Raw genomic sequence first — 20,106 nt, 5'->3', positions numbered from 1 at the left:
TAGTGGCCGTCTTTCCCAGCGGGATTTGACGGCGGCCTTTCGCCGCCGTTGCGGGCGCGCTCCGTGTTCAGACCGCATCCACCTGCAAGCCGGATGGCAGCAGTTGCAGCTTGGTCTTGCGTGAACGGCTGTGCTGTGCCGGTGGGCTGACCACCACAGTGTTGGCCGGATGGGCGCCCACGGCATGATGGGTGACCTGGGCAAGGTGGAACACCGCGACAGCCTGCACCAGTTCCACCGCCTGGCTGCTCAGCCGCGAAGCTGCTGCCGCACTTTCTTCAACCAAGGCCGCGTTTTGCTGCGTGGTCTGGTCCATCTGCATGACCGCTTCACCCACCTGCGAAACGCCGGAGCTTTGCTCGCTGCTGGCTGCGCTGATTTCGCTCATGATGTCGGACACCCGCTTCACGGACGACACAATCTCCTGCATGGTGATACCGGCCTGGTCGACCAGCGTAGTGCCGCGGCCCACGCGCTCCACGCTGGCGGAAATCAGTTCCTTGATTTCTTTCGCCGCCTGGGCGCTGCGTTGCGCCAAGCTGCGCACTTCGCTGGCGACGACCGCAAAGCCGCGCCCTTGCTCACCCGCACGCGCCGCTTCCACTGCGGCGTTCAGCGCCAAAATGTTGGTTTGAAAGGCAATGCCATCGATCACGCTGATGATGTCGGCAATCTGGCGCGAGCTGTCGTTGATGCCCTTCATGGTTTCGACCACCTGGCCCACCACGTCGCCACCCTTGACGGCCACGACCGACGCGGCCGAGGCCAGCTCGCCGGCCTTGCGTGCGTTGTCGGCGTTGTGGTGCACGGTGCTGCCCAGCTGTTCCATCGAAGCTGCCGTTTCCTCCAATGCCGAGGCTTGTCGCTCGGTGCGCTCGCTCAGATCGTTATTGCCCTTGGCGATTTCGCTGCTGGCCAGCGACACGCTTTCGGCACTGGCGCGCACCGTGCTTACGGTGTTGGACAGGCTCTGCTGCATGCGCTGCAGGCCGCTCAGGAGTCGGCCGGTTTCATCGTTTGCAGTGACCCAGATCGGTGAGCTCAAGTCACCGCCGGCAATGCGGTCAGTGGCATCGACCGCGCGGTTCAACGGTAGAACGACGCTGCGCGTAATCAACCAGCCGAGGATCACCGCCAGCACTGCGGCTAGGGCACACAGCCCGATCATCTCGTTGCGTTGCTCCAGGTATTCTTCTGCGGACTTTTGGCGCAGGGCTTCGGTGCGGCTTTCGGCCGAGGCGGCATAGGCATTGGTGGCCTTGATCAAAGAGGCCAGCAAAGGGCGGCATTCCTCATTCATGCGGGTGATGGCTTCCTGCTGCTTGTGGTTCAGCGCTAGGTCCACAATCGCCAGCGCCACGGGGCCATAGGCTTGCTCGACTCTGACGATCTCGGCGACCAATTGGCGGCCTTGTTCGGTGACGTCGGAAGAGGTCGCCATCATCTTTTGCAGGCTGGCAATGTGGTCTTGTACCGCTTTGTGAGCCTGTACCACAGCCGTTTTTTCAAGGGCGAGATCGGCCTCTTTGGTCACCAGCACCAGATTGCGCGCGGCAATGGCGCGGTCGCCTACGGCAGCGCGGATTTGCGACGTCTCTGCCGCACGCGCGTTCAGGCCTGCTGTGAAATTGGTGAAGCGGGTATTGGCCTGCGAAAGCGCGACCAGGGCCAATGCTGCCACCGCCACCACCATGACCGCAAGACCACCAAAGCCAAGGCTCAGTCTGGCTCGGATGCTCATGTTGCGTAAATTCATGACTTGCTCCTTCTGAAATTGTTGAATAGGAGAACGCACAGCACCCCGCCATTGGGCAGGGTACCGATTTGGTTAGCCGTGGGGCTAGTGAGAAGAGGAGGAATCTGGCGTTATCCCGGCAATATCGGCAAGATGTGCCGACATCGGTAACCCCAAGAGAAGCGCCGCTCGCAATCGATAGCGTTGAAAGGTCAAAACAGTTGTCGCTTGCATGGAAGACTCCTGGTAAACCGGGTCAGCAAAACACTCCGCCGGCCCATGGTCGAGGGGGACCTGGAGCGGCAACGGGTTACAACAGCTTCACAAATGTACGCCTATTTTGTGGGCTTAGGTGGCCCATTTTTGAAGCATGGGTACCCGATGAATGATCTCCTCAGTCCCTGGTGTTCCCATTGCGAGGGGCTATGGGCGGCGCAAAAAGCAGTACATTTTGGCCATGTACATGCCCCCACAATTCGACGCAAAAGATGCCGCCCACGCACGCACGTTGATCCGCGAAAACCCGTTTGCCAGTCTTATCACGACCGACGATGAAGGTCTGCCGTTCGTGACGCATTTGCCGTTGCATCTGCTGCCTGCCGCAGAGTCCGAGCACGGCGAAGATCCGGCTGCGGAGATGCTGCTGCTGGGCCATGTGGCGCGGCCCAACCCGCATTGGCGCTACCTGATGGCGCGCTCTCAATCGGTGGTCACGTTTTTGGGGCCGCATGCGTATATGTCGCCATCGGTGTACCCCGACTTGGCGCGGGTGCCGACCTGGAACTACCTGGCCGTGCACTGCACGGTGCAGGCGCAAGTGATCGAGTCGTTTGAAGACACTGATGTGTTGCTCAAACATCTGATCGCTGACCACGAACCCGCCTACGCCCAACAGTGGCGCGACCTGGGTGAAGAGTTTGCGCAAAAAATGGTGCGCGGCATCGTGCCGTTCACGCTGCGCGTGACGCAACTGCAGTGCAAGCTCAAGCTCAACCAACACCGCCCCGAATCTCACGCCGCCCTGCACGCAATCTATGCTGCCGGCAATGACAATCAACGTGCGCTGGCCAACTGGATGCAGCGGCTGGACATGCTGCCCCCTGCGGCGACGGACGCCACGTCATCATGAAAGGCTGCTTGGGTCTATTGGGCTTGGTGCTCGCCTTGCTGGTGGTGGCGCTGGTAGCCAAAAAGCAATTGGCATCCACTGCACCGACAACGCCAGCCGCCACGGCTAAGCAACAGGTGCAGCAAGTTCAGCAGTTTCAAAAATCGCTGGATGATGCCTTGAAAGCGCCACGGCCGGAGCCAAAGGATTGAGCATCAACGTGGTACTTGGCACCGGCAGCTCGATCGCTGGCAGCCCTTCATTTTCTTTTGGTGACCGCATGAGTGCTGCGCGTCGGTTGTATTCCTATGACCCTCAGTGATCTCGACGCCATGCGGTTGGCGCTGGCTGCTGCCGAAAAGGCGCATGCGGGGGGCGAGGTGCCGGTTGGCGCAGTGGTGGTGAAGGACGGCGCGGTTATCGCCACCGGACGCAATGCGCCCATCGGTACACACGACCCAAGCGCCCACGCCGAGTTGATAGCCCTGCGTGAGGCGGCCCGTGTGCTGGGCAACTACCGGCTGGAAGGCTGCGACGTGTTTGTCACCCTGGAGCCGTGCGCCATGTGTGCCGGCGCCATGCTGCATGCACGTGTGCGCCGCGTGGTGTTTGGGGCTGCCGACCCCAAAACGGGAGCGGCCGGTTCGGTGCTGAACCTGTTTGACGTACCGCAGCTCAATCACCATACGCAATGCCAAGGCGGTGTATTAGCCGATGAGAGCGGGGCGCTACTGCAAGACTTCTTCCGCACACGGCGCCGGAGCCAACGTGCAGCAGCCTTGGCCGCACACCCGTTGCGCGACGATGCGCTGCGTACGCCTGATGCCTGTTTCTCCGGTATCCCAGACTATCCGTGGTCGCCGCACTATGTGAGTGACTTGCCCAGCTTGGCCGGCCTGCGTCTGCACTATCTGGACGAAGGGCCCGCAGCGGATGCTGCCGACCGTACGGAGCCGCTCACATTTCTCTGCCTGCATGGCAACCCCACATGGAGTTTTCTCTACCGCAAGATGCTGCCCGTATGGCTCGCCGCCGGGCATCGTGTGGTGGCGCCTGACCTCATCGGCTTTGGTAAAAGCGATAAACCCAAGAAACCGGCCTTCCATCAGTTTGAATGGCACCGTCAGGTTTTGCTGGAGCTGGTGCAGCGGCTTGACCTGCGCCGCGTGGTGTTGGTGGTGCAAGACTGGGGTGGCCTGCTGGGACTCACGCTGCCCATGGCTGATGCTGATCGGTACGTGGGCCTGTTGGTGATGAACACCATGTTGGCGACAGGCGAGGCGCCTTTGTCTGATGGCTTTTTGGCTTGGCGCGAGATGTGCGCCAAGAAGCCCGCGTATGACATTGCTCGGCTGATGGCGCGTGCGCAAAAAGAACTTGCACCCGCCGAATGTGCTGCGTACGCGGCGCCTTTTCCAGACGCAGGCAGCCGTGCGGCGACCCGTGCCTTTCCGGCCCTGGTGCCGGCTCAGCCTGAGGCGCCGGGCGCCGCTGCATCGCGCGCGGCGGCTAACTTCTGGCGCGATCAATGGGCGGGCCGCACGTTCATGGCCGTCGGCCAAAAGGACCCGGTGCTGGGCCCTGCGGTGATGCAAATACTGCGCACGCAGTTTCGTGGCGAGGTGCAGTTGCATGAGCTACCAGAGACGGGGCACTTTGTGCCCGAGCACAGCGGTGCGACTGCAGAGTTGGCGCTGCGCTACTTCACGGCGCCATTGAACGGGCCCTGATTCACCTCCTTCTCCACCTTCTCTTGACCCAATGGGATACTCGCACTCGTGAACAAACATATCTACATCATTTCTCCCTCCGGCGCGGTGCGCGACAAAGCGGCTTTCAAGCGCGGTATCGCCCGTCTCATCAGCCTTGGCCATGACGTTGAAGTCGACGAAGCCGCCCTGAAAAGCCACATGCGTTTTGCAGGCGACGACGAAACCCGCATCGCGGCCATTCAACGCGCGTCCGCCAGCGGTGCGAATGTGGTGCTGACCACGCGCGGGGGTTACGGCCTGACGCGGCTATTGCCCCAGCTGCCCTACAAGGCCATCGCCAAAGCGGTGGAGAAGGGCACGCAGTTTGTCGGCATGAGTGACTTCACGGCGCTGCAATCTGCCGTGTTGGCCAAGACGGGCACCACCACCTGGGCCGGCCCCGTGCTCGGCGGCGACTTCGGCACCGAAGACACGCCCGACGACATCATGGAAGCCTGCTTCGATGACTTCATCACCGGCAGTGCAGAAGGGACTGGCTGGCGCCTGGGCAAAGACGACTTCCTGCCCGTGTCGAGCAAGAAAGCTGCTGCAGCAGTGGCCGCCGGCGCAGCCCCGAGCCTTCATGTCAAAAAAGCAACGCTGTGGGGCGGCAACTTGGCGGTGCTGACGTCTCTGCTGGGCACCCCGTATTTCCCACACATCATGGGCGGCGTGCTGTTCCTGGAAGACGTGGGCGAATCACCCTACCGCATCGAGCGTATGCTGACGCAATTGCTGCATTCGGGCGTGCTGGCGCAACAAAAAGCGATTGTGCTGGGGCAATTCACCGAGTACCAACTGGTGCCGCATGACGGGCGTTTCCGCATGTCCACCGTGGTCGCATGGCTGCGCAGTCAACTGAAGATCCCTGTGCTGACGGGCCTGCCTTTTGGCCATGTGCAGACCAAGGTGATGCTTCCGGTGGGGGCACAGATTGAGTTGGCGGTGGAAGGGCGCGAGGCCCTGATGTTCTGGGGGCACTTGGACGCCCACGCGGGTGGACACAGCCATCACGAGCACCACGGGCATGACCACCATCACCACCATGGGGATCACAAGCACTAAAGTAGGGAGTGGCGTCTCAGCGGCGCCACCCGTCGGTCGGCCGGCGAGTGGTCGGCCGCAAGCTCAGCGTTCGGACAGTGGGCTGGGGCGGGAATTCAGGCCGCGAGGTAACAGGCCTGAAAACAACGGAGTGATGCGTGCCATCTTGCGGCGTGCAGCGGATTCACCTTCGGTGGTCGCCACGGCCTGCATAACGTCGGCACGCAGGTACCACAGTGCCTCGATGTCGACGGCATTGCGCACGCGCCGCGCGACGTGTTCAAAACCGCTTTCGGCAGCCCGCGCCATTGACTCCGCCATGGCCGCGCGGATGACCTCAACCTGGCGTTTGGTATCGGTCAAGGTGGGCTTGGGTTTGCGGTTCGTCAGGAGGCTGTGAAGGCTGCTGAGAAGACTGACTTTGGGCGGCTGCATGATGTTTCTCTGAGCCGAATATAGCGGGGCTCACGTGTTCTAAAGCGGTGAATACATATTGTTTTCTTGGTTCACAAAATGTGACATTTAAAACCTCAAATAAGATCGATAAATGAAATCGTATACAATATAATTTGAATTAATTCGCAGTGCAGCGAAAAAGTGCCGTCAAAATTTGGCGATGATGGATCAACAATAGATGAAACTGGCGCGTTGTATGCTTAAGTTTCGTGCTGACAAGGGTGTCAGCCCGTTACACCTTCAGGCAGGCAATCCACTAAACTGCGTTCAATTCATCCCGCTTTAAATCATTCGAATGGGTGTCCAAGCCACTGTTGTTTTCGCCGATCTCACCGAGAGCACCGCGTTTTTTGAAGCATTGGGGAACGAAAAAGCAACCCGTGCCATGACGCGGTTGACGCAATGGATTGGCGACATTTGCGAGGCGCATCATGGCCGTGTGGTCAAGCAGCTCGGGGATGGCGTGTTGGCGATTTTTTATAACGCCGCCGACGCCGCCCGTGCTGTCATCGAGATGCAGAAGGGCCATCAACTGCGCCTGCTGCATTGGCCCCAGGCCATCCGCATGGAAATCAAGGCCGGCATCGCCAGTGGCGAAGTCGTCGAGGTCAATGGCGACTGCTACGGCGACGCCGTGAATGTTGCATCGCGCCTGAGCGATCTCTCCGGTGCCAACCAGATTTGGGCCACCGAATCCGTGGCCGACCAACTGGACGACAACTCGGGCATTCGCTTGTTGTCATTGGGCGCCATCAACGTGCGTGGCAAGTCAGACCCTCTGCAGCTGTACCGCGTCGAGTGGGAGGAGGTGGCCGCGAATGAAAACGTCACCATGCAGGCGTCACTGTCGCAAATCAGACGCCCCGACAGCCAAGGCGAGGGCCGCATCCATCTCACTTACCTGCACCGCAACCACGAGTTCACGTCGACCACCACGCCGACCACCCATTTGGGGCGAGGCGATCACGCTGAATTCCTGGTTGACGATCCGCGTGTGTCCCGCATGCACGCCAAAATCGAATGGCGCAATGGTGCGTTTGTGCTGACCGATCTGAGCAGCTTTGGCACCTGGGTGCGTTTTGCGGGAAGCGAAGGTGATGTCCCTTTGCGTCGTGACGAATGCCTGCTGCATGGACAGGGTGAGATCGCGCTGGGTGTGCCTTTCAACGACCTGAGTTGTCCGACAGTGAACTTCTCCGTTTCGTTCAATCACCCTTCGCTGTACTGAAGGAGCCCTGCGCACGGCATCGGGTTTCGCTCCATGTTCGGGTTCTACACAGGTATTCCTGATGATCTGTGCAACGGGGCACTAGAATCGACAAGCTTAATTGTCAAAGAATCGAAACAATTTCCTAGATAGACCTGTGTAGAAGTCATGACAAAGAAAACCAATATCGAGTTTGAAGATATGAACCTGCAGGTGGGTGTGCGCCTGCAAATCATGCAGGCGGAATCTGCCAGTCCAGTCGTCCAGTATTCCACCCTGGTTGGATTTGTGGCTGATGAATACCTGCTTTTGAAGATGCCGCAAGAAGGCATTCAAGGCGTCAAAGACGGTATCGCGTTGATGATCCGCGTGTTCTCCGGCGTGTCGGTTTACACCTTTGCGAGCAAGGTGCTCCACGTACAGCAAAAACCTTTTGCCTCGTTGTACCTGAGCTTTCCAAAAGAAATTCAGAAGGTTGGCTTGCGCAAAGCGGTGCGGGTCAAGGCCGATTTGCCGGTCAAGATCAAGACCGGTCCAGACGCGTCTGCGTTCAAGATGGCCACGCTGTCCGATATCAGCTTGACGGGGGCATTGGTCTCCACCGCACGCCCCCTGGGTGGTGCGGGTGACTCCATCCAGATCGAGTTTTCGTTGCGTGACGAAAGCGCCAATACCGATGTCACCATCGCCACGGCCGCCTCGATTCGCAGCGTGCAGCAGTCGGCCGGCAGCACGGCTGATGGCATGAGTTTTCACACGGTGTATTCACACGGCATCAACTTCCAGGATCTGAATTCTGCGGATCAAACCGTGTTGCAGAACTTCGTCTACCAGACGTTGCTGATCCACCGTAGCTGATCAGCTACAGCGTCGTGGATGGGGTGCGGTGGAGCGTCGATTTCAGTTCCACCACGCAGGCAAATGAATCAGAATGGTGCTGGGAGTAACACCTTTTTTCCAGCACTAGCGAGAATTCACGATGCCAGATATCGCCGCCTTTTTTCAGTCGGTCAAGTTGCCGGTCATATCCGAAGTCGGCCAGGCGCTGATCCGCACCCTGAATGACGAAGACGCATCTGCCGACCAAGTTTCGGCGATTGTGTCCAAAGACCCCGCACTTACCGCGCGTTTGCTGCGGCTGGCCAATAGCGCCAGCTTCGGCCTGAGTCGCACCGTCAGTACGCTTGACGACGCTATCAGCCTGGTTGGCATGGCGCGCGTGCGCACCTTGTGCTTGGCCGCCTGCATGGGTGACGCGTTCCCCGATGTGGAAGGCCTCAAGCGCAGCGACGTGTGGCGCAGCTGCATGGTCAGTGCCGGCTATGCGCAATGGCTTTCAGCCCACCTCGGTATGGACGGCAGCCAAGCCTGGCTGTGCAGCATGATGGTGCGCTTGGGCGAGGTGATCATTGCGCAAGCCCAGCCCTCCACACTGGCAGAAATCGAACGCCTGCCATACGCGCCCGGTGGCCGCTGGGAGCGCGAGACGCGCCTCACTGGTTTCAGCGAAGGCGAGGTGACCGCCGAACTGGCGCGGCGCTGGAATTTCCCGGCCGACATCGTGCGTGGCCTCAACACCTCTGCAGATCCCATGGCCGCGAAGCCCTTCAGCCGACTGGGTGCCATCGTCCACTTGGCGATGCTGCTGGCTGACATGCCACCCGGCGGTGTCGAGATGCTCGACAAGTTGCCGGAGGACGTTGTTAAGGCGCTGCAGCTCAACCCCGAATGGATGCGTTCGAAATTTCCTGCACCCACCTCATTCATTGACGTGAGCTAGTTTCGCAAGACGACGCGGATCGTTGTAAAGATAGCGGTAACATTGAAGGCATGTCGCCCCCGTCCAATGCCTCGTCGAAGTCAACTGTCAAAGAAGCGCCGAAAAGCCGAGGTGCCCGTCCCGGCACCGGCGGCATCACGTTGGCCGATGTGGGCAAGCTGGCGGGTGTTTCTGCGATCACCGTTTCGAGGGCTCTGAAGAACCCTGGGGCGGTGTCGCCCGAGACCATGGAGCGCGTGCAATCGGCCATTTCTCGCAGCGGTTATGTGCCTAACTTGGTGGCGGGCAGCTTGGCCTCCAACCGCAGCGGCATGGTGGCGGCCGTGGTGCCTACCATCGCCGGGCCGGTGTTTCTGGAGACGATCCAAGCCTTGACCGATGCGCTGGCCGAGGCCGATTGCCAGCTCATGCTCGGGCAAAGTGGCTACCACGGCGCGCGCGAAGATGCTCTTATCAACGCCATCATTGGCCGCCGTCCTGACGGCATTGTGTTGACCGGCGTTTTGCACTCGGCTCAAGGCCGTCAGCGTCTTTTGGCCAGTGGCATTCCGGTGGTCGAAACCTGGGACTTGACGCCCACGCCCATCGACATGATTGTCGGTTTTTCGCACGAGGCGGCGGGCGCGGCGGTCGCCGACTACCTGTTTAGTGCAGGTTATCGGCGGCCCGGTGTGGTTACGGCCAACGATGAACGTGCCACACGGCGTTGGCGTGGCTTCGAGCAACGTTTTGCGCAACTCGGCGTCACCACCATTCCGGTGTGTACGGTGGAAGCGCCATCGTCATTGGAGAACGGCAGGGCAGGCTTTGCTGAGCTACGCAAAAACCAGCCTCACCTGGATGCAGTGTTTGGTGGTTCTGACGTGATCGCTCACGGTGTGATGATCGAAGCCCAGGCCGGCGGCTTATCGGTACCGGGCGATATAGCCGTCATGGGCTTTGGCGACTTGCCATTTGCGGCCTTCACACATCCGCCTCTGACCACGGTGCACATCGACGGCAGCGCCATCGGCCGCCAGGCGGCACGCTTTATCCTGGACCGCGTGGAGAAACGCGCCGCCGGCCCGCGTGTGCGCGATCTAGGGTTTTCCATCATCAAACGCAGCAGCACCTGACTTGACGGTCGCCACCTGCTTGCTCTAGCATTCAAATGTTAGCGCTAACAAATTGCGTTTTGAAGAAAATATGAAAAACAACGTGACCATCCGCCAAGTCCGCATCACGCCGATCGCCTTTCGCGACGGCCCTTTGCTCAACGCCAGCGGCATCCACGAACCCTGGGCGCTGCGCAGCATCATCGAGATCGAAACGTCTGACGAACGTGTGGGCATTTCCGAAACCTACGGTGACGAACCCATGGTCAAAGCGCTGGAGCAGGCCAGGGGCCTGCTGATCGGCCTGTCACCGTTTGAGCTGAACCAGATGGAGGCCCGCGTGCGCGCCACCATCAAACCCGGGCAGAAGATAGCCGGCGCCGTGCAGTTCGAATTGGCCCCTGGCTCGCACACCGCCAAGAACGCCGACAAGGTCATCAGCGCCATGGAAGTGGCCATGATGGATCTGCAAGGCCAATTGCTCGGCATGCCGATCTGTGATTTGTTGGGTGGCGCCGTGCGCGCCGAAGTGCCCTACAGCGCCTACCTGTTCTACAAGTACGCCGAGCACGCTGGCAAGCCCTACGCACCCGATGCCTGGGGCGAGGCCGTCAACCCCGAGCAGATCGTGCGCCAAGCCCAGAAGATGGTCGCCGAGTACGGCTTCCAAAGCATCAAGCTCAAGGGCGGCGTGTTCGCACCCGAGGTCGAAATCGCTTCCATGAAGGCCTTGCGCCAAGCCTTTCCCAAGCTGCCCTTGCGGCTGGATCCGAACGCCAATTGGTCGTTGGCCACCAGCATTGCGGCGGCCAAAGATCTGGACGATTTGCTCGAGTACTACGAAGACCCGACGCCCGGCCAAGAAGGCATGGCTGAACTGGCCAAACACTGCCGCGCACCGCTGGCCACCAATATGTGTGTCACCACCATGGAAGAGTTCAAGCGCAACGCCACCACCCATGCGGTGAAGATCTTGCTGTCGGATCACCACTACTGGGGCGGTCTGCGCGCCACGGCCGCGCTGGCGCGCATGTGCCAGGTGTTCGACATGGGCATGTCCATGCACTCCAACTCGCACATCGGCATCAGCCTGATGGCCATGACGCATGTGGCCGCCGCCATTCCCAATCTCACTTACGCCTGCGACACGCACTACCCGTGGCAGGAGGAGGAGGTGGTCAAAGGCGGGCGCATCGTGTTCGACAACGGCGCCGTGCGGGTGCCCACCACGCCTGGCTTGGGCGTGGAAATCGACTCGGCGCAGCTGCAAAAGCTCCACCAGCAGTACCTGGATTGCGGCATTCGCAACCGCGATGACTTGACCCAGATGCGCAAGTACGACCCGGCGTTTGTGGGCACCACCCCCCGCTTTTAGTTTGCTTTTTTCTCGCTCTTTCCCTTCGGTTCTCGTGTCAGTTCAGATTCATAAAAACGGAGACAAACATGAAACTCACAGCCTCACTCCCGCCATCTCTTCCCATCATCTCGGCCCTGTCGCGCGGCCTTCGGCAGGCCGGCATCGCCGCCGCCATGCTCGTCGGCCTTGGCGGTGCTGCGGTTTCTCATGCGCAACCGGTCACGCTCAACGTCGTCGACGTGGCCGGTAATCTGGCTCTGACACAAGAGGCGCTGGAAAGCTTTGCGGCCAAGAACCCGAACATCGTTTCGCGCATCACCTTCACCAAAGCACCGTCGCCCGAGCTGCCCGGAAAGATCCGCGCGATGCAGGCCGCAGGCCGTACCGACATCGACCTGGTGCTCACCGGCACCGACGCGTTGGCCGCTGGCATTGCGCTCAACCTATGGGAGCCGCTGTTGCCGGCCCACGAGGCCAGCTTCCCCGGCCTGCTCGACAACTACCTGCCTAGCGCGCGCAAGATGCAAGACCTGGCGAACGGGCAGGGCGTAGCGGTGACCTTTACCCCCGCCGGACCACTGCTGGAATACAACGCTGACAAGGTCAAGACGCCACCCAAGTCTCCAGCCGAATTGTTGGCCTGGTGCAAGGCCAACCCCAACCGTTTGATCTATGCACGTCCCGCCAACTCAGGCCCCGGCCGCACCTTCCTGATGGGCTTGCCCTATCTGTTGGGCGACAAAAATCCCATGGACCCGATTGCGGGTTGGGACAAGACCTGGGCCTACCTGAAAGAGCTGAATTCCTGCATCGAGTACTACCCCACAGGCACCGGTGCGGTGTTCAAAGAACTCGGCGAAGGCTCGCGCGACATGACCGTCACCATGACCGGCTGGGACATCAACCCGCGCGCACTCGGTGTGGTGCCCAAGCCATTCAAGGTAGCGGCGTTCGACAACTTCACCTGGGTGAACGACGCCCACTACATGGTCATGCCCAAGGGCTTGCCGGCCGCGCGCCAAGCGGTCGTGTTGCAACTGATGGCCTATTTGTTGAAGCCTGAACAACAGGCGCTGACTTATGACGCGGGCTACTTCTACCCCGGCCCTGCAGTGAAGAACGTGCCGCTGTCTGCTGCACCGCAAAAGAGCCAGGACATCATCAAGGAGTTTGGCCGCCCCGAGTACGCCGACTGGATCGCCAAGCAACCCCACGCCCAGCCGCTGGGCGACAAAGACCTGGTGGCCGCGTTCAAGAAGTGGGACCAGGAAATTGGTTCCGGCAAGGCCAAGTAAGCCGCCTTCGACTGCCATTGATTTTGAGGCAACTCTGAACAAGTCCCTCGTGCGCCGCGTTCCCTCGTTTTGGGCGATCTGCTGCGTTGCAAATCCGCGCCATAGCTGCGGCTATGGCTGTGGTTTGCGCCTTGCATCTCATCCCAAACCGAGGTTCGCGCCATCACGGAGACTTATTCAGCGTCGCCTTGATGCTTAGTTCTTTGAAACACTAGAGGTTCTTGATGTCTGCCAAGCCCAACGCCGCGGGTGCCACCGCGCGCAAAAAAGAGTTCCGTGAGTTGCGTCTGGACGCGGTGAGCCGCCAGTTCGGCGGCGCCAACGCGTTAAACAAACTCTCGCTCACCATCCAACGCGGCGAGTTCATCGCCTTGTTGGGCCCGTCTGGCTGCGGCAAGTCCACCGCGCTCAACTGTATGGCCGGATTGTTGCCGCTCACCGGCGGCAGCATCTGGCTCGACGACGAGCGCATCGACCCGCTGCCGCCAGAGAAGCGTGGCTTCGGCATGGTGTTTCAAAACTACGCGCTGTTTCCGCATCTGTCGGTGGCGCGCAACGTCGGCTTTGGGCTGAAGATGCGCGGCTTGCCCTCGGCCGAGATCGACCGCCGCGTGGCTGCCGCGTTGAACACCGTGCAGTTGCAGGCGCATGCGTCCAAGCTGCCCGGCCAACTGTCCGGCGGGCAGCAGCAGCGTGTGGCGATTGCACGCGCCATTGTCATCGAGCCGCCGCTGATCTTGATGGACGAGCCGCTTTCCAACCTCGACGCCAAGCTGCGCATCGAGATGCGCAGCGAGATCCGGCGCATCCACAACGCGCAAGGCTGTTCTACCGTGTATGTGACGCACGACCAGGACGAAGCCCTGGCCATGGCCGACCGCGTGGTGGTGATGAAGCTGGGCGTGGTGCAGCAAATCGGCACGCCGCAAGAAGTGTTTTCGCGGCCGAGCACTTTGGACACCGCACGCTTCATGGGTTACCGCAACGTGCTGCCCGTGCAGGCCGCGTCCAGCGACGGCCAGCGCGTGTCGCTGCGCGGCGGGCAGGGTGCGGCCGTGCAGTTTGATGGCACGGCGATGCAATCGCTCAAAGGTGGCCAGGGTGGTCAAGGCGCCCAGCTCATGGCCGCCATCCGGCCCGATGAAATCGTCATTGGTGACGGCCCCGGCGCGTTTGCCGGCACGGTTGAAACGGCCGAGTACGGCGGCCGCGAGCAACTGCTGCAAGTCCGCACGCCGTTTGACGACTTGCTGTATGTGCGCTCGCACCACCAGGCCGCCGCTGGCGACCGCGTCATGCTGAGCATTCCGCCAGACCGCGTGCTGGTCTACAGCGGAGAGGCCTGACATGACGGCACTGACCACTCCGAGTGCGTTGCCGCCCATGAGCGCCGCCACACCCGAGCCCAAGCCGCCGTTTGACCCCGCGCTGCTGCTGATTGCACCGGCTGCGGCGGTGCTGGTGATGTTTTTTGTCTACCCGTTTGCCTATGGCCTGTTGCTGTCGTTTCAGCCCATGCAGGGCGGGGTGTTTGAAAACTACATCCACTTCTTCCAGACCGAAGACCTGTGGAAGACCATTGGCAACACCATGCAGTTGGCCCTGCCGGCCACCTTCATCAACGTGACTTGTGCGCTGGCCATTGCCTACGCCACCCGTGTGAAGGGGCCTTACCAGCGTTTGTTGTCCACCTTGCTGGTGGTGCCGCTCACCCTGGGCACGGTGTTGATCGCCGAAGGTATGTTGACCTACTTTGGCCCGCGTGGCTGGTTGGCTCAATCGTTGAGCTGGCTGCACATCTATGAAGGCTCGATACGGCTCACGCACAACTATTGGGGCGTGTTGATCTCGCTGGTGATCACGGGTTTTCCGTTCGCCTATCTGCTGATCTTGTCTTACATCACCGGCATTGACCCGGCGCTGCCACGTGCTGCCGCCACCTTGGGAGCCGATGGTTGGAATCGCTTTCGCTACATCTACCTGCCGCTGCTGTTGCCGGGGCTGGTGATGGCGTTTTGCTTGAGTTTTGTGCAGGCGTTCTCGGTCTTTCCATCGGCCGTGTTGCTGGGTTCGCCCGCAGGGGTGACGCGCGTGATCGCCATCGCTGCCTACGAGGCCGCGTTTGAACAGTACGACTATTCATTGGCCTCGGCCGTGGCCATGATCATGGGCCTGGCCCAGCTTGTGGTGGTGGCGGCTGCGCTGGGTTTGCGATCAATGTTTTACCGTGGGCCTGTGGCCGGAGGAAAAGGATGAGTGCCACCATGTCGACCACCGCTATCTACACTACGCCGCTGCGTGATCGCGCCTGGCGCGCGTTGATCTGGGGCGTCATTGCCTTCTTCCTGGTCAACGTAGGCATGATGATCGTGGCCGTGGCCACCAACTCGGTTGCCACACGCTGGCTCGGCACCTGGCTGCCAGAGGGCTACACCTTCAACTGGTACGCCTCGGCGTGGAAAGAGTTCCAGCTAAGCCACGTGCTGGTGGTCACCGTGGTGGTGGTGTTCTCTGTGGTGTTTTTGTCGTTGCTGATCGGTGTGCCCGCAGCCTACACCCTGGCGCGTAAAGACTTCAGGGGCAAAAAGCTATTGACGCTGTTGTTCCTGCTGCCGTTGATGGTGCCGCCCATCACCTACGGCATTCCGTTGGCCACGGTGATGTACCAGTTGCATCTGGCCGGCACGCTGCCGGGTGTAATCATCGCCAACATGATCCCGGCGCTGCCGTTCGTCATCTTGGTGATGACGCCCTTCGTGGAGCAGATCGACACCAACATCGAATCCGCCGCGCGGGTGTTTGGTGCCAACACACGGCAGATGTTCGTCTACACGCTGGTGCCCTTGTTGGCGCCCGGTGTGCTGGCCGCAGGCCTGCTGGTGCTGGTGCGCACGGTGGCGATGTTTGAGTTGACCTTTTTGGTGGCCGGGCCCGACACGCAAACCTTGGTGGTGGCCTTGTACTACGCGGTGTTTGCGGCCGGTGTGCGTGCAGGGCAATCGGTGGATGCCATGGCCATCATCTACATGACCATCACGGTGCTGTGGCTGCTGATTGCGCTGCGGTTTGTGAACCCTACGCAGTTGGTGAGCCGGGTGAAGGAACACCCGGTGAATGCGGGCTAAGCAGTCGCGGCGAGAAAAAAACGGCAGCCCATTGTGAATGGGCTGCCGTTGGCTGCTTTAGTGGACGTTTAGTGCACGAACAGGGCGATCAAAATGATGATCGGGATTGGGACACCCAGAAAAAACAAAAGTAGTGAGCGCATAGGACCTCCTGGTTGAGATGGGTTTGTTTTTTAAAGATCGCGTTGGCGGCCGCCGAAGGTGGCGGACAGACTGGCGACAAATGCACCGGCCAGCAAGGCGATGAACAACCACAGCGCGGTGTAGGCTGAAGCCTTGCGTGCCTTGTCTGCGGCTTCACGGGTTGCAGCTTCGGTGTTGCGCCAAACGGTTTGGGCCTTGGCATAACCATCACGTACACGTTCGGTGGCTTGTGCTTCTGTGAGGCCGGTGCGTTGCGCCACCAGTTGGGCCACGTAGCGTTGGTCTTCCGCCTGCAAATCACCCGTGCGCAAGGTGTTCATGAAAATACCCGAGACTTCTTCTGTCACTGCCGCGCGATCTGTTGCGGGGTTGACCGGCGGCGCCGTCACACCTGGCGTGCCGGGCGCCGGCTGACGAAACAGCGATTCCATCACGTAGCTCGATGGCGCCAGTTCGGCACCTGCTTTGGCCACGGCTGCGGTCGCTTGCGCACCGCCGCCCACAATTGCGCCAATGGTGGCGCTCAGCATCACCGCGCTGAGCAGCGATGCGATGGCCCAGGCCAGAAAGCCGTGAGCGGTATCGCGAAAGTAGATTTCATCGGCCTGGGTATCGAGCCACTGCGCGCGCAGGCGGCCTGCAAGATAGCCGCCTAGCGCTGCGGCCAACAATTGCGTGAAGGCAACCCACACGATGGCAGACACCGTGAAGGTCTGCGCGCCAATGCCGTCTCGGGCCCAGGGCGAGATGGCCGAAAGGCCAAGGCCCGTGCCCAGGATCAGCATGATCAACGAGAGCGCGGCGGCGCCAGCTGCGCCCGCCAGAATGGCGCCCCAAGAAACGCCGCTGGATGCAGCGGATGCCGCACGCCAGGACGCCAAGGTCGTCGGTGAGGCGGCAGGAAAGCTTTCAATGCTTGGCGTTGCAGCCAATGCGTCGGCACGAAGAGCAGTAGGTTGAGCCATGGTGGTTGCCTCCGAAGATAAGTGTGGCCTGAGTATGGGATGGCGCACACCGTGGAGGATGTCGGAAGGTCCACCCACCCACCGTAGGCGAACGAGCCGCGCACGAGTCATGCAGAACGGGCGGGACTGCGAAGGCCTCGTGCGTTGAATCGCAGAGCGTTGTGTCTCTTGAAAATGCAGCGCAACGCTAAGTTTGCAATTGGGCGAAATTGACCGATTCAGAATTAATGGCCCCCTGCCACTCTCCACTGCCTCTCTCTTAAGCACTGTGTTCTTTCAACCGTTTAAGGCAATGGGGAAAAGCGTAGCGTGCTCCTATTTTTGAGTACCCCCAAACTTACCCTCAGGCTTATCCACAGAAGCACTGAACAAGTTTTCGACGCCTGCTAAGGGCGCGCACCTACAGCACGAGGCGCCTGTCACCCACGGCTGGCTTGACGCTCTGAAGCCATGCTAGCGGGCACTGTGAGCGTCTTGACCGACGCACCATTCGACCGGGCATTCAAAGGACTTTCATGCTGGCCATCATTGTTCCCGCACACAACGAAGAGAACGATATCGACGCCTGCCTGGCTTCGCTCTCACTCGCGGCCCAACACTCCGCGCTGAACGCAGAGCAGGTTGCGATTTTGGTGGTGCTGGACCAATGCACCGATGGCACCGCCGCCATTGCAAGACATTGGGGCGCCGAGACCATCATCGTCGACGCGCGGAACGTCGGTGTGGCGCGCAGCGCTGGCGCTGATCACGCGATGGCGGCCGGGGCTCGCTGGCTGGCCTTCACCGATGCGGACACCACTGTCGCGCCGAACTGGCTGGCCGCGCAATTGGCATTGAATGCCGAAGTCGTGTGCGGCACCGTCAGCGTCAATGATTGGGGGGCCTACGGTGCACGTATGGCAACGCATTTCGGCGCTACCTACCGCGATCAACATGACCACCGGCACATTCACGGCGCCAACCTGGGTGTGAGTGCCACGGCCTATAAGCGCGCGGGTGGCTTCGCACCTCTGGCATCGTCGGAAGACGTGGCCTTGGTGCAGGCGCTGGAGGCCAGCGGAGCCACCATCGCGTGGTCAACCGCGCCACGTGTCGTCACCAGTGCGCGCCCCTCCTTCAAGGCTCCCAGCGGGTTTGGTGCGACGCTGGCGCGGATTGAGCAATTTGGCCAGTGGGTGGTGGCGCCTGTGGCGCCGGTAGTCGCTTCTACGGTGGCGGCGGCATGACAACCGATCTGGTGGCGCATCTCTGCGCCGATGCAACGAACGCCAAGCCCATCTTGGAAGATGTGCCATCAGGCGTGGTGCCAACGCAGGCCAAGGCGAATGTCGCGCAGCGCATCAGCGAGCGCTTGAGCAAAGGCAAATCGGCAGACGCTACGTGGCTTGACGTGTTCATCCGCGAGGGGCTTGACCAACTTCCGCTGCCTGGCGCTGGGGCCACGCTGCAGCGTTGGCAGGCCTTGGCGGCGGTGGCCGCGTTCGATTTGTCGCTGGCGAAGCTGTTCGAGGGGCACACCGATGCCTTGGCCATCTTGGCCGAGTTGGCGCCGGGCGATGCCGTCCTTCCAGGCGCCTGGGGCGTGTGGGCTGCAGAAGCTCCCGGTGGACGCACAACGCTCGCGGCACAAAACGACGGCACGCTGGTGCTGCGCGGCGCCAAGTTCTGGTGCTCTGGTGCCTTGACGGCTGACCATACGTTACTCACCGCGTGGCAAGAAGATGGCAGCGGCCCGCAGTTGGTGCAGGTCAACTTGCGCGGGCCGGGCATTGCAGTAGATGCATCCAAGTGGCAGGCCGTTGGCATGGCGGCCAGCGCCAGCGTCAACGTGATGTTTGATGACGCGCCGGCTCAACGAGTGGGGACTCTGGGTGAATACCTGCGTAGACCCGGCTTTTGGCAAGGCGGTGCGGGGATTGCGGCATGCTGGTTTGGCGGCGCGCTGGGCGTGGCCACCGCGTTGCGCACAGCCGTTGCGACAGACAGGGCACGAGCGCATGCAAAGGGGGCGACCCCAAACGCGGCAGCCATGCTGCGCACCGTTGCGCTCGGCAAAGTGGATGTGGCTTTGCGCGCGACCGCAGCGGTCTTGCGCGAAGCCGCACATTGGATCGACCGGCACCCGCGAGCTGATGCCAGTGACGCGGCCTTGCGCGCACGGCTGTCGGCAGAGCAATGCGCGTACACCGTACTAGACGAAACGGGCAGGGCCCTCGGTGCCACACCGTTTTGCATGGACGAAAAGTTTGCCCACGCGGCGGCCGATCTGCCGGTGTTCATTCGACAAAGTCACGCCGAGCGCGACTTCGCGGCTTTGGGCGAGCGCGTGGCGGCCACACCAGAGGCTTGGGCACTATGACCACCGCCACCGCCACCGCCACCGCCGACCCGACATCGTCACCACTGATGCCCCAGACACCAGCCTACTTCGACGCCATGTTCGAGCGCAGTGACGACCCCTGGCACTTCAAGTCGCGCTGGTATGAGCGGCGCAAGCGTGCGCTGACGCTGGCGTGTCTGCCTGCCGAGCGCTATGCCTCAGCCTACGAGCCCGGGTGTGCCAACGGCGAGCTGTCGGCCGCATTGGCTCCACGTTGCGATCAACTCTTGGTGACCGATGGCGTGGACAAGGCTGTGGCATTGGCCAGGCATCGGCTGCGCGCTTTTCCGCAAGTCACGGTGGCGAAAGCGTGGCTGCCAGACGAGTGGCCCAAAGGGCATTTCGATTTGATCGTGCTCAGCGAGTTTTTGTTTTACGTCACGCCAGGGACGCTCCAGCCCTTGGCGCGCAGTGTTTTGGCTTCGCTCAGGCCAAACGGCGTGGTCTTGGCCTGTCATTGGCGCCACGCCATTGAACACTGCGTACTGACCGGAGATGCCGCGCACGATCAATTGCAGACGCTTTTGGCGCTGCCCAACGTGTGCCGTGTACGCGAGCCTGATCTGCGGATCGACGTGTGGACGAATGCGCCCACTGCCGCCACGTTGGAAGGTTTGAAGTAGGCCCTGCGTCGTTCAGAAGCGATCCAACGCTATCGAACTGAA

General features: G+C 61.1%; 19 protein-coding genes. 16 read left to right on the top strand and 3 right to left on the bottom strand.

The annotated features are described in order from the left end of the window. Window positions 1-67: 67 nt before the first annotated feature. Window positions 68-1,756 (bottom strand): methyl-accepting chemotaxis protein, encoded by a 1,689-nt coding sequence (locus ACPWMG_RS14485; RefSeq protein ID WP_483300195.1) that lies wholly within the window; start codon window positions 1,754-1,756, stop codon window positions 68-70. Between the two features lie 436 nt (window positions 1,757-2,192). Between ACPWMG_RS14485 and ACPWMG_RS14480 the strand changes: the two genes are divergently transcribed. The 4 genes from ACPWMG_RS14480 to ACPWMG_RS14465 all read left to right on the top strand — a co-directional run bounded on the left by ACPWMG_RS14480 (window position 2,193) and on the right by ACPWMG_RS14465 (window position 5,659). Continuing rightward, on the top strand, window positions 2,193-2,864 hold the full coding sequence (locus ACPWMG_RS14480; protein ID WP_483300194.1) for an FMN-binding negative transcriptional regulator: 672 nt from the start codon (window positions 2,193-2,195) through the stop codon (window positions 2,862-2,864). Window positions 2,865-2,887: 23 nt separating this feature from the next. Then, on the top strand, window positions 2,888-3,055 hold the full coding sequence (locus tag ACPWMG_RS14475; protein WP_483305359.1) for a hypothetical protein: 168 nt from the start codon (window positions 2,888-2,890) through the stop codon (window positions 3,053-3,055). A gap of 96 nt (window positions 3,056-3,151) precedes the next feature. Continuing rightward, window positions 3,152-4,573, top strand: coding sequence for a tRNA adenosine(34) deaminase TadA (gene tadA / locus ACPWMG_RS14470; protein ID WP_483300193.1), 1,422 nt, complete (start codon window positions 3,152-3,154; stop codon window positions 4,571-4,573). Between the two features lie 48 nt (window positions 4,574-4,621). Beyond that, window positions 4,622-5,659 (top strand): LD-carboxypeptidase, encoded by a 1,038-nt coding sequence (locus ACPWMG_RS14465; protein ID WP_483300192.1) that lies wholly within the window; start codon window positions 4,622-4,624, stop codon window positions 5,657-5,659. 63 nt (window positions 5,660-5,722) lie between these two features. On the opposite strand, the gene ACPWMG_RS14460 is transcribed toward ACPWMG_RS14465, so the two are convergent. Continuing rightward, window positions 5,723-6,001 carry a hypothetical protein gene (locus ACPWMG_RS14460; protein WP_483300191.1) on the bottom strand — a complete coding sequence of 93 codons (279 nt, stop codon included), beginning with the start codon at window positions 5,999-6,001 and terminating at the stop codon, window positions 5,723-5,725. A gap of 388 nt (window positions 6,002-6,389) precedes the next feature. On the opposite strand from ACPWMG_RS14460, the gene ACPWMG_RS14455 reads away from it, so the two are divergent. From ACPWMG_RS14455 to ACPWMG_RS14415, 9 genes are all read left to right on the top strand, one after another. Beyond that, the gene (locus ACPWMG_RS14455) at window positions 6,390-7,322 is read left to right on the top strand and encodes an adenylate/guanylate cyclase domain-containing protein (RefSeq protein WP_483300190.1); all 933 of its coding nucleotides are present in this window, start codon (window positions 6,390-6,392) and stop codon (window positions 7,320-7,322) included. A 147-nt stretch (window positions 7,323-7,469) separates the two neighbouring features. Beyond that, window positions 7,470-8,159 carry a flagellar brake protein gene (locus tag ACPWMG_RS14450; RefSeq protein ID WP_483300189.1) on the top strand — a complete coding sequence of 230 codons (690 nt, stop codon included), beginning with the start codon at window positions 7,470-7,472 and terminating at the stop codon, window positions 8,157-8,159. Window positions 8,160-8,280: 121 nt separating this feature from the next. Then, the gene (locus ACPWMG_RS14445; RefSeq protein WP_483300188.1) at window positions 8,281-9,081 is read left to right on the top strand and encodes an HDOD domain-containing protein; all 801 of its coding nucleotides are present in this window, start codon (window positions 8,281-8,283) and stop codon (window positions 9,079-9,081) included. Between the two features lie 50 nt (window positions 9,082-9,131). Next, window positions 9,132-10,196, top strand: coding sequence for a LacI family DNA-binding transcriptional regulator (locus ACPWMG_RS14440; protein WP_483300187.1), 1,065 nt, complete (start codon window positions 9,132-9,134; stop codon window positions 10,194-10,196). A gap of 70 nt (window positions 10,197-10,266) precedes the next feature. After that, window positions 10,267-11,550 (top strand): glucarate dehydratase family protein, encoded by a 1,284-nt coding sequence (locus ACPWMG_RS14435; RefSeq protein ID WP_483300186.1) that lies wholly within the window; start codon window positions 10,267-10,269, stop codon window positions 11,548-11,550. Between the two features lie 155 nt (window positions 11,551-11,705). Beyond that, the gene (locus ACPWMG_RS14430) at window positions 11,706-12,827 is read left to right on the top strand and encodes an ABC transporter substrate-binding protein (protein WP_483305248.1); all 1,122 of its coding nucleotides are present in this window, start codon (window positions 11,706-11,708) and stop codon (window positions 12,825-12,827) included. Window positions 12,828-13,051: 224 nt separating this feature from the next. After that, window positions 13,052-14,173 (top strand): ABC transporter ATP-binding protein, encoded by a 1,122-nt coding sequence (locus tag ACPWMG_RS14425; RefSeq protein WP_483300185.1) that lies wholly within the window; start codon window positions 13,052-13,054, stop codon window positions 14,171-14,173. Window positions 14,174-14,210: 37 nt separating this feature from the next. Further along, window positions 14,211-15,083, top strand: a complete 873-nt coding sequence (locus ACPWMG_RS14420; protein ID WP_483305247.1) for an ABC transporter permease — start codon at window positions 14,211-14,213, stop codon at window positions 15,081-15,083. 8 nt (window positions 15,084-15,091) lie between these two features. After that, complete coding sequence (locus ACPWMG_RS14415) at window positions 15,092-15,952, top strand: ABC transporter permease (RefSeq protein ID WP_483300184.1); 861 nt, start codon at window positions 15,092-15,094, stop codon at window positions 15,950-15,952. A gap of 173 nt (window positions 15,953-16,125) precedes the next feature. Here the strand turns inward: ACPWMG_RS14415 and ACPWMG_RS14410 are convergent, their stop codons facing one another. Beyond that, window positions 16,126-17,061, bottom strand: a complete 936-nt coding sequence (locus ACPWMG_RS14410) for a hypothetical protein (RefSeq protein ID WP_483300183.1) — start codon at window positions 17,059-17,061, stop codon at window positions 16,126-16,128. Window positions 17,062-17,576: 515 nt separating this feature from the next. Here ACPWMG_RS14410 and ACPWMG_RS14405 point away from each other — a divergent pair. Genes ACPWMG_RS14405 through ACPWMG_RS14395 form a run of 3 tightly spaced genes read left to right on the top strand, consistent with a single transcriptional unit; the run spans window position 17,577 to window position 20,064 of the window. Continuing rightward, window positions 17,577-18,287, top strand: coding sequence for a glycosyltransferase family 2 protein (locus tag ACPWMG_RS14405; RefSeq protein WP_483300182.1), 711 nt, complete (start codon window positions 17,577-17,579; stop codon window positions 18,285-18,287). After that, window positions 18,284-19,420 carry an acyl-CoA dehydrogenase family protein gene (locus tag ACPWMG_RS14400; protein WP_483300181.1) on the top strand — a complete coding sequence of 379 codons (1,137 nt, stop codon included), beginning with the start codon at window positions 18,284-18,286 and terminating at the stop codon, window positions 19,418-19,420. The genes ACPWMG_RS14405 and ACPWMG_RS14400 overlap by 4 nt, the downstream gene beginning before the upstream one ends. Next, complete coding sequence (locus ACPWMG_RS14395) at window positions 19,417-20,064, top strand: SAM-dependent methyltransferase (RefSeq protein ID WP_483300180.1); 648 nt, start codon at window positions 19,417-19,419, stop codon at window positions 20,062-20,064. Before ACPWMG_RS14400 ends, ACPWMG_RS14395 begins: the two co-directional genes overlap by 4 nt. Window positions 20,065-20,106: the final 42 nt, after the last annotated feature.

The sequence above is a fragment of the Hydrophilobacter chitinilyticus genome (assembly GCF_049860745.1).
Taxonomy (GTDB): Bacteria; Pseudomonadota; Gammaproteobacteria; order Burkholderiales; family Burkholderiaceae_C; genus Rhodoferax_B.
The sequence above is the reverse complement of the archived record's forward strand: the minus strand, read 5'-3'. Positions and strand labels throughout refer to the sequence as shown.